The following is a 9,262-nucleotide window of genomic DNA, read 5'->3' as shown; positions in this document are numbered from 1 at the left end:
CACCCGCCCCGGCCCCCAGCGGCAGCAAGCTGGCCCCGCGCAACTGGCGCGTGCGGACCCGGCTGAACGCGATCCTGCTGATCCCGGTGCTGGTCGCCCTCGTCTTCGGTGGCCTCGGCGTGAAGAAGTCCGTCGACACCTGGACCGAGGCCAAGGACGCGGCGGACACCGCGCGTCTGGTCCGGTCGGCCGCCACCTACGCGCACGCCGTGATCGACGAGCGCGACCTCTCGGCCAAGCCGCTGCTGGAGAACCGGCGCGACGACCCGGCCGTGCAGAAGGCCCGGGACGCCACGGACGCCGCCCGCGCGGACTTCGACAAGCACGTCAAGAACATGCCCGACACCCCCAGCCTGCAGCGCCGGCTGAAGCTGGTGCGGGAGGGCGAGCAGACGCTCGCCAAGCTGCGCGACAGCGCGTACTCGCCGGCCCTGGACGGGGCGAAGACCGAGGACGGCTACGGCGCCATCCAGCGTCCCCTCATGGCGTTCACCAATGAGCTGGGCCTGGGCACGGGCAATGTCACCTCCTACGGCCGCATGGTCTACGCCGTCTCCCTCGCCAAGGCCGCGGCCTCGCTCCAGCGCTCCCTCGGCACCCACCTGCTGGTGGACCCGGGCAGCGCCAAGAACCGCGAGGTCCTGCTGACCGCGTTCTCCTCCTACAACTTCCTGGAGTACGTCGCCGTCGGCGAGTACGAGTCCGGTGGCACCGAGGAGGACACCAAGCGCCTGCGCGGCGCCCTGTCCGCCGACCCCAAGGTCGCCGAGATGGCCAAGATGTACACGGCCATCGCCACCCCGGGCACCACCAACGCGCAGCTGAAGGCCAAGGGCATCACCGACGAGACGTGGATGACCGCCGCCACGGCCAAGTTCGACGCCTACCGCACCGTCGAGGAGCACCTGGCCGACCACGCCGTGGAGGAGGCCGACACCGTCGCCGGTGACGCCCAGCAGGAAGCGATCATCAGCTCCACGATCATGGTGCTGGCCCTGCTGGCCGCCTTCGTGATCGCGGCCATGATGGCCCGCTCGATGAGCCACAGCATGCGCCGGCTGCGCAACGCGGCCTTCGAGGTCGCCGAGCAGCGGCTGCCGGCCCTGGTCGACCAGCTCTCCCGGACCGACCCCGGCCGGGTGGACACCCGGATCGCGCTCATCCCGATCACCACCAAGGACGAGATCGGCGAGGTCGCCCGCGCCTTCGACCAGGTGCACCGCGAGGCCGTCCGGCTCGCCGCCGAGCAGGCGCTGCTGCGGGGCAACGTCAACGCGATCTTCACCAACCTCTCGCGCCGCAACCAGGGCCTCATCGAGCGCCAGCTGGAGCTGATCACCGACCTCGAGAACAACGAGGCCGACCCGGACCAGCTCGAGAACCTGTTCCGGATGGACCACCTGGCCACCCGCATGCGGCGCAACGGCGAGAACCTCCTGATCCTCGCGGGCGAGGAGCCCGGCCGCCGCTGGAACCAGCCGGTGCCGCTGGTCGACGTGATCCGAGCCGCCACCTCCGAGGTGGAGAGCTACGAGCGCATCGAGATCAGCGGGGTGCCCGAGAGCGACATCCACGGCCAGGCCGTGACCGACCTCGTGCACCTGCTCTCCGAGCTGCTGGAGAACGCCACCACGTTCTCCTCCCCGCAGACCAAGGTCCGCGTCACCGCGACCCGGCTGCCGGACGGCCGGATCATGGTCGAGATCCATGACAAGGGCATCGGCCTGACGGCCGAGGACTTCGCCGACATCAACCACAAGCTGGCCAACCCGCCGACCGTGGACGTGGCGATCTCCCAGCGCATGGGCCTGTTCGTGGTCGGCCGGCTCGCCGACCGGCACGGCATCCGGGTCCAGCTGCGCCCCTCCGGCGAGCAGGCGGGCACCACCTCGCTGGTGATGCTCCCCGAGGCCATCACCCACGGCGGTGGCGGCGACGAGCTGCCCGAGGACGACTTCACCGTCTCCCGGATCGTGCCCGAGCACGAGCAGGACCAGCAGCACGGCCAGCACGGCGGCCAGGACCTGCCCACGGCGGCCGAGCTCGGCTTCGACGAGTCGCGGTACGGCGACGCGCACGGCGGCCCCGGCGGCGAGCCGCGGACCCCGGGCGCCGGGCAGCACCTCGACCCGCTGGGCCGGTCGCTGCTCCGTGAGGAGCGGCGGGCCGCGCTGGAGGCCCAGGCGGCCGAGCAGCGCCCGCGGTTCCCGGGTCAGGACTTCTCCGCGCCGCAGGACTTCTCGGGGCAGCGGGACTTCCCGGGGCAGCAGGACTTCTCCGCGCAGCAGGGCTTCGCGGCCCAGCAGGGCGCGGGGCAGGGCTATGAGCCCGGACCGCTCGACGGCTCCGGCCACCCGGCGCCCGGCTATGCCGGCACCGAGGGCTGGGCCCAGGGCGGCCACCCCGCGAACGACTATCCCGCAAACCCCTATCCGGAGGGCTCCTACGACGGCCCCACGGCCCTCGGCGAGCAGTCCTACACCGGCTATGAAACCCAGCCCCAGCAGGACGATTGGCCCCAGAACCCGTCGTACGACGGTGGCTATCAGCAGCCGTCCGGAGCGGAATCGGAATCTCCTTCAGGTCCCGAACGGGCCCCGGAGGGCGTAGGCTTCGACCGTCCGGGTCCTGCCCCGGCCACCGCCGAGGGAGCAGCCGCCTCGAACGGCTCGTCCCCCCTGACCGGCGCGGGTCTGCCCCGCCGGGAGAAGCAGTGGCCGGCCGAGGAGCCGGGTCTGCCTCAGGAGGGGTCCGGCACGGCCGAACCGACTCCTGACGCCGGCTCGGCCGAGGGGGATGATGGTTCCGAATGGCGTTCGGCGAACGACGAGCGCTGGCAGCGGGCCGGCAAGCTCCGTGAGCCCGCGGCCGGCGGAGTCACCGCATCGGGCCTCCCCCGCCGCGTGCCCAAGGCCAATCTGGTCGAGGGCACCGCGGAGCAGACCCCGCAGGGCGGCCCCCAGGTCTCCCGCGCCCCCGAGGACGTCCGCGGCAGGTTGAGCAACCTGCGGCGCGGTGTCCAGCAGGGACGCAACGCAGGAACGGACACCAACGGCCAGGCCACATCAGAACAGCACGGTGGCGCTGGCAGCACCTACGACCAGGAGCGTTAGTGTGAGCCCGATGAGCCAGGCGGCGCAGAACCTCAACTGGTTGATCACCAACTTCGTGGAGAACACCCCCGGTGTGTCCCACACGGTGGTGGTCTCCGCCGACGGACTCCTTCTCGCGATGTCCGAAGGGTTCCCACGCGACCGCGCCGACCAACTCGCGGCCGTGGCCTCCGGCCTGACCTCGCTGACCGCCGGAGCCTCCCGCATCTTCGAGGGCGGCGCCGTCAACCAGACCGTGGTGGAGATGGAACGCGGCTTCCTCTTCATCATGTCCGTCTCCGACGGCTCCTCCCTGGCCGTCCTCGCCCACCCCGAGTGCGACATCGGCCTCGTCGGCTACGAGATGGCCCTCCTCGTCGACCGCGCGGGCACGGTCCTCACCCCCGACCTCCGCGCCGAACTGCAAGGAAGCCTTCTCAACTAACAGACAGGCAGTGCGTTTCGCGCCATCGCGCCATAGGGTGCGGTGGCGCGGCCCCTCAACAGGGGTCGAGCAGACCAGCGGTTGGAGGAGGAGAACGTGGCAACGCCCCCGAGCGGCTCGCAGCATCCTGAGAGTTGGCCGTACGGCAGCGGTCAGCAGCCTCAGCCTCAGGGTGAGCCCGCGCCGAATCGGTTCAACTTCCCCTCCTCGCCCAGCCGGCAGACCCCTCCGCCGCAGGCGCCTCCCCCGCAGCAGCCCTACGGCCGGCAGCAGCCGTCGTACGAGCAGCCGCGGGCTCCGCAACAGGGGCGGCACCAGCGTCCCCGCCAGGGGCGGCCCGCCGGGGGCGGCAGTCCTCTGGTGCGGCCGTACGCCATGACGGGGGGCCGGACCCGGCCGCGCTACCAGCTCGCCATCGAGGCACTGGTGCACACGACCGCGCTGCCGGCCCAGCTCCAGGGGCAGCTTCCGGAGCATCAGCGCATCTGTCATCTGTGCCGGGAGATCAAGTCGGTCGCCGAGATCTCCGCCCTTCTCTCCATCCCCCTCGGCGTCGCCCGAATCCTCGTCGCCGATCTGGCCGAGGCCGGACTCGTCGCCATTCACCAGCCCGGCGGCGACGAGACCGCCGGCGGACAGCCTGACGTGACACTGCTCGAAAGGGTGCTCAGTGGACTTCGGAAGCTCTAGCGGTGCAGCCCGCTCCACCACCTCCGCGAAGATCGTGGTGGCGGGCGGCTTCGGCGTGGGCAAGACCACGTTCGTCGGCGCGGTCTCGGAGATCAACCCGCTGCGCACCGAGGCCGTCATGACGTCCGCCTCCGCCGGCATCGACGATCTGACGCACGCGCCGGACAAGACCACGACGACCGTGGCCATGGACTTCGGCCGGATCACCCTGGACCAGGACCTGATCCTCTACCTGTTCGGCACCCCCGGACAGGACCGCTTCTGGTTCATGTGGGACGACCTGGTGCGCGGCGCCATCGGCGCGGTGGTCCTGGTGGACACCCGGCGCCTGGCCGACTGCTTCCCGGCCGTCGACTACTTCGAGAACAGCGGGCTGCCCTTCGTCATCGCCCTCAACGGCTTCGACGGACACCAGCCCTACGGCCCCGAAGAGGTCCGCGAGGCCCTCCAGATCGGTCCGGACGCGCCGATCGTCACCACGGACGCGCGCCAGCGCGCGGACGCCAAGTCGACGCTCATCACGCTGGTCGAGCACGCGCTCATGGCCCGGCTTCTTGTCGTGCGTGCGGTGCCGGGGCGGGGCGGTCAGCCCTGCCAGCTGTGCGGGGCGCGGAAGCCCGGCTGCCGCTCCGGCCGGCGCCAGCGCGCGGTGGACCGGTGGGGCCGGGAGGTCGCGGCGGAGTGGTGCCGGGCGGTGGTGGCGGCGCGGGCGAGCAGCACCGCGGTGAGGGCGGCGAGCTCTTCGGGGGCCGCGTGGCCCCGCTCGACGCGCAGCAGGTTCTCTGGGCTCACGTGATTCTCCGTGACGGTCACTGCGGCGGGTTGCCGTGCTTGCGGGAGGGCAGGTCCGCGTGCTTGGTGCGGAGCATCGCCAGCGAGCGGATGAGGACCTCGCGGGTCTCGGTCGGGTCGATGACATCGTCGACCAGGCCGCGCTCGGCCGCGTAGTACGGGTGCATCAGCTCGGCCTTGTACTCCTTGACCAGGCGGGCGCGCATGGCGTCCGGGTCGTCGGCCTCGGCGATCTGCTTGCGGAAGATGACGTTGGCGGCGCCTTCGGCGCCCATCACCGCGATCTCGTTGGTGGGCCAGGCGTAGGTGAGGTCCGCGCCGATGGACTGGCTGTCCATGACGATGTAGGCACCTCCGTACGCCTTGCGCAGGATCAGCGAGATCCGCGGCACGGTGGCGTTGCAGTACGCGTAGAGCAGCTTCGCGCCGTGCCGGATGATCCCACCGTGCTCCTGGTCCACCCCGGGGAGGAAGCCGGGGACGTCCAGGAGGGTGATGATCGGGATGTTGAAGGCGTCGCACATCTGCACGAAGCGGGCGGCCTTCTCGGACGCCTCGATGTCGAGCACGCCGGCCAGCGTCTGGGGCTGGTTGGCGACGATGCCGACGACCTGGCCGTCGAGGCGGGCCAGGGCACAGATGATGTTGCGGGCCCAGCGCTCGTGGACCTCCAGGTAGTCGCCGTCGTCGACGAGCTCCTCGATGACCTTGTGCATGTCGTACGGGCGGTTGCCGTCGGCCGGCACCAGGTCGAGCAGCGCGTCGGAGCGCCGGTCGGCCGCGTCGTCGCAGTGGACGGCGGGCGGGTTCTCCCGGTTGTTGGACGGGAGCATCGACAGGAGGTAGCGGACCTCCGCGATGCAGGTCTCCTCGTCGTCGTAGGCGAAGTGGGCCACGCCGGAGGTCTCGGCGTGCACGTCGGCGCCGCCGAGGCCGTTCTGGGTGATCTCCTCGCCGGTGACCGCCTTGACGACGTCCGGGCCGGTGATGAACATCTGCGAGGTCTCGCGGACCATGAAGACGAAGTCGGTGAGCGCCGGGGAGTAGGCCGCACCGCCGGCGCAGGGGCCGAGCATCACGGAGATCTGGGGGATGACCCCGGAGGCGCGGGTGTTGCGCTGGAAGATGCCGCCGTAGCCGGCGAGCGCCGAGACGCCCTCCTGGATACGGGCGCCGGCGCCGTCGTTGAGCGACACCAGGGGCGCCCCGGCGGAGATGGCCATGTCCATGATCTTGTGGATCTTGGTGGCGTGGGCCTCGCCCAGCGCGCCGCCGAAGATCCGGAAGTCATGGGCGTAGACGAAGACGGTCCGGCCCTCGACCGTGCCCCAGCCCGTGATCACGCCGTCGGTGTACGGCTTCTTGGCCTCCAGCCCGAAGCCGCTCGCGCGGTGCCGCCGCAGCGGCTCCACCTCGTTGAACGATCCCTCGTCCAGCAGGAGGTCGATCCGCTCCCGGGCCGTGAGCTTGCCCTTGGCCTTCTGGGCCGCGGTGGCTCGGTCGCTCGGACCGCGGCGGGCCAGCTCGCGGATGGCGTGCAGCTCGGCCACGCGCCCACGGGCGTCGTTCGCCTCGGTGGGCGTCTCGTCGAGAAGGGTCATGTACCGACCCTACGAAAGGGACCCCCGAAAACGGTCCGTCGACTTCATACAGTGTCGGCCGCCATTTCCTGGTCGGCATGGACAGGACCATGAACCATGCGGCCGGGAGGGCACCACTGGGACGGCCCTCTTCTGTGGGGTCCGCACAACCGTCCGACGCCCCGGTCAGGCGGGCTCCAACTGCGCCGAACGGGTGGCGCCCGCGGTGCCGGGGTCGATCCGCAGCCGCAGCCGGGGCCGGGTGGCCAGCACCTCGACCCCCGGGCCGACCGCCGTGACCCGGCGGACCGGGTGGTCCCAGCCGATCTCCAGCGGCGCCCCGGACCGCGGCGGTTCGCTCACCCGCAGGGCCGCGGTGGGCCCGGGGCCGCGGCGCAGCAGCACGCTGGCGGGCGCGGAGGCGGTGAGGCGGGCCACCGTGCCCGGCTCCCAGAAGTTCACCGCGGTCAGCCCCAGCGAGTCGATGGCCACGGCCTGCTGTCGGACGGTGTTGACCAGCAGCGACAGCCAGCGGCGGTCGGCGGCGCGGCGGGCGAGCGCGGCCCGGCCGGCCCCGGGCATCAGCAGATAGGCGAGGGAGCCGGCCACCGGGTCGGTCCCGTGGTCGTGCCAGAGGGTGAGATGGCGGCGGGTGAGCGGCTCCGGGGAGCCGCCGGCGTTGATGTCGCGCCAGGAGCCGGTACGGGCCTCGCGCCGGGCCCGCAGCCGGGCGCCGCCGGGGAAGACGTAGCCGCCGTGCCCGGCGAGGTGGGCCCAGTGGGCGCGGCGGTAGGCGCCCGACCAGTCGGCTCCCCCGCCGGGGGCGGTGACGCCGTCCACGGTCAGGGCGGCGGTGCCGGCCGCGCCCAGGTTGCGGTCGTCGACGATCGTCTCGACGGGGGTGCCGTCGCGGGCGCTCACCCCGGCGGTCAGGCAGACGATGGCGTCGGCGGCGCAGAACCAGGACTTCCGGGCCTCCAGGGTGGAGCCCAGGCCCTTGAGGTGCTGGCCGACGGCCGCGTACTCGCCGTCGGTGGTGCCGCCGACCCAGCGGGCGGCGGGCACCGGCTCGCCCCAGGGGCCGCCCTCGTTGTCGGCGAGCCGCTTGGCCGAGACGGTGGTGCCGGGCAGCCGGTACCAGTCGGCGGTGGGCCAGTAGGCGTCGGTGTACTGGTCCCCGGTGCCGGGGACCCACCAGAGCAGCATTCCGGCGCCGGTGTGCCAGCCGCGCGGGTTCTCGCCGTTGCCGTTCTCGTAGTGGGCGATCCGGTCGGAGGCCATGGCGAGGGCGGCCACCCAGCCGGGGCGCCGGTGCACGGCCCGGTCCATGGCGGCGAACAGGGTGTGGCCGGTGCGCTCGGGGGCGGCGGGCCAGGGGCCGTCCGCCACGGCCCGCAGCCGGGCCAGCTCCGCCACGGAGAACTGGGGGTCGGCGAGCACCGGGCGGACGGTGTCGCGGGCGATCCAGCCCTTGACCATCCCGTACCACCGCTCGCGCTCGGCCTCGCTCGCGGCGTCGGCCAGGAGCGCGACGGAGGCGAGCACGGCGTGTCCGTGGAAGTGGTCGCCGCGCGGGACGCGGCCCTCGTCGGCCGTCAGCAGGCCGCGGCTGATGGCCCGGCCGTTGACGGTGTCCATCATCAGCCCGTCGTGGAGCAGGGGCGCGTACGCCTTCTCCACGCTGTCGAGGACGATCTGCCGGCGGGGGTCGGTGACCGCCCAGTCGGACCCGGCGAGCAGGGTGAACAGCCGCGCCAGCCCGTCCAGGAGCACCTGGCCGTAGGTGCCGGTGTAGGCCACCCGGGTGTGCTGGACGAAGGACCCGTCCGCGTACAGCCCGTCGCCGCGGGTGACCAGCGGGAACACCGGCGAGAGGGCGTCCCGGGCCAGGGCGAGCCTGGCGGCCGAGCGGCCGAGGACCCCGCGCAGGGCGACCACCCGGCACAGGTCCACCCGGTTCGCCCCGGTGCTGGTGCCGCTGTACGAGCCCAGCGCCTCGTCCGGTACGAAGTGGTCCACGGCGGCGAGATACGCGGTGCGGCGCTCCTGGGCCAGGTGCTCGTACAGGATCGCGACGGTGTCCAGCAGCAGCCGGGGGGTGCCGATCTGCCACTCCCACCAGTTGCCGTACCGGGTGGTGGAGGGGTTGTAGACCCGGTCGTGGACGTGGGCCAGGCCCTCCGCGGCGGCGGTGGCGAGCTCCGGGTCGCCGGTGGCGCCGGTGCCGGGCTGGGCGTACGCCTGGGCCATGACGTTCAGCCGCAGACAGCTCTGGGTGATCCCGGCGGGCGGGTCGAAGGGGAGGTCCGGCCAGAGGGAGCCGGCGGCCGGGCGCAGGGTGGCGCGGTGGCGGCGGGCGAGCGCGGCGGTCTCCGCGAGCCGGGTGGCGTAGGGCTCGGTGGCCGGGTCGAACCCCTCGCCGAGCTGGAGGGTGAGCCAGCGGCGCCGGAGGGCCTCGTACGGGTCGGCGACGCCGGAGGGCGGACCGGCGCCATGGGCTCCGGTGGGCGGCGGGGCGGTGAGGCCGAGGGCGAGCGCGCTCGCGCCGGCCAGGAAGCGGCGCCGGGTGGTGGCTGCGGTGGTCCGGGGAAGACGTAGCCGCCGTGCCCGGCGGCGCCCGGCTGCGGGCCCGGCGCGAGGCCCGTACCGGCTCCTGGCGCGAC

Annotated in this window: 6 protein-coding genes and 1 pseudogene; 4 read left to right on the top strand and 3 right to left on the bottom strand. The window is 72.9% G+C overall.

Translation table 11 applies throughout. The features are described 5' to 3' along the window. The 4 genes and pseudogenes from ACSNOD_RS23840 to ACSNOD_RS23825 all read left to right on the top strand — a co-directional run. A partial coding sequence (locus tag ACSNOD_RS23840) for a nitrate- and nitrite sensing domain-containing protein (protein ID WP_436769077.1) occupies positions 1 to 3,113 on the top strand: 3,113 nt, incomplete at its 5' end. A 10-nt stretch (positions 3,114 to 3,123) separates the two neighbouring features. Further along, positions 3,124 to 3,537 carry a roadblock/LC7 domain-containing protein gene (locus ACSNOD_RS23835; protein ID WP_153451728.1) on the top strand — a complete coding sequence of 138 codons (414 nt, stop codon included), beginning with the start codon at positions 3,124 to 3,126 and terminating at the stop codon, positions 3,535 to 3,537. A 96-nt stretch (positions 3,538 to 3,633) separates the two neighbouring features. Next, on the top strand, positions 3,634 to 4,227 hold the full coding sequence (locus tag ACSNOD_RS23830; RefSeq protein WP_436769076.1) for a DUF742 domain-containing protein: 594 nt from the start codon (positions 3,634 to 3,636) through the stop codon (positions 4,225 to 4,227). After that, a pseudogene (locus ACSNOD_RS23825) lies at positions 4,208 to 4,780 on the top strand (GTP-binding protein); the annotation flags it as partial. The gene ACSNOD_RS23830 and the pseudogene ACSNOD_RS23825, both read left to right, overlap by 20 nt. Positions 4,781 to 4,812: 32 nt before the next feature. Here the strand turns inward: ACSNOD_RS23825 and ACSNOD_RS23820 are convergent. From ACSNOD_RS23820 to ACSNOD_RS23810, 3 genes are all read right to left on the bottom strand, one after another. Further along, positions 4,813 to 5,019, bottom strand: a complete 207-nt coding sequence (locus tag ACSNOD_RS23820) for an acyl-CoA carboxylase epsilon subunit (protein ID WP_436769079.1) — start codon at positions 5,017 to 5,019, stop codon at positions 4,813 to 4,815. A gap of 17 nt (positions 5,020 to 5,036) precedes the next feature. Beyond that, the gene (locus ACSNOD_RS23815) at positions 5,037 to 6,620 is read right to left on the bottom strand and encodes an acyl-CoA carboxylase subunit beta (protein WP_436769075.1); all 1,584 of its coding nucleotides are present in this window, start codon (positions 6,618 to 6,620) and stop codon (positions 5,037 to 5,039) included. A 165-nt stretch (positions 6,621 to 6,785) separates the two neighbouring features. Then, on the bottom strand, positions 6,786 to 9,152 hold the full coding sequence (locus tag ACSNOD_RS23810; RefSeq protein ID WP_436769078.1) for a polysaccharide lyase 8 family protein: 2,367 nt from the start codon (positions 9,150 to 9,152) through the stop codon (positions 6,786 to 6,788). Positions 9,153 to 9,262 lie beyond the last annotated feature (110 nt).

Origin of the sequence: Streptomyces sp. URMC 123, assembly GCF_051386515.1 — a bacterium.
GTDB lineage: Bacteria > Actinomycetota > Actinomycetes > Streptomycetales > Streptomycetaceae > Streptomyces.
The sequence above is the reverse complement of the archived record's forward strand: the minus strand, read 5'-3'. Positions and strand labels throughout refer to the sequence as shown.

Coding starts and splice junctions, on each gene's coding strand:
- ACSNOD_RS23835 (WP_153451728.1), top strand. CDS start 3,124: ATGAGCCAGGCGGCGCAGAACCTCAACTGGTTGATCACCAACTTCGTG.
- ACSNOD_RS23815 (WP_436769075.1), bottom strand. CDS start 6,620: ATGACCCTTCTCGACGAGACGCCCACCGAGGCGAACGACGCCCGTGGG.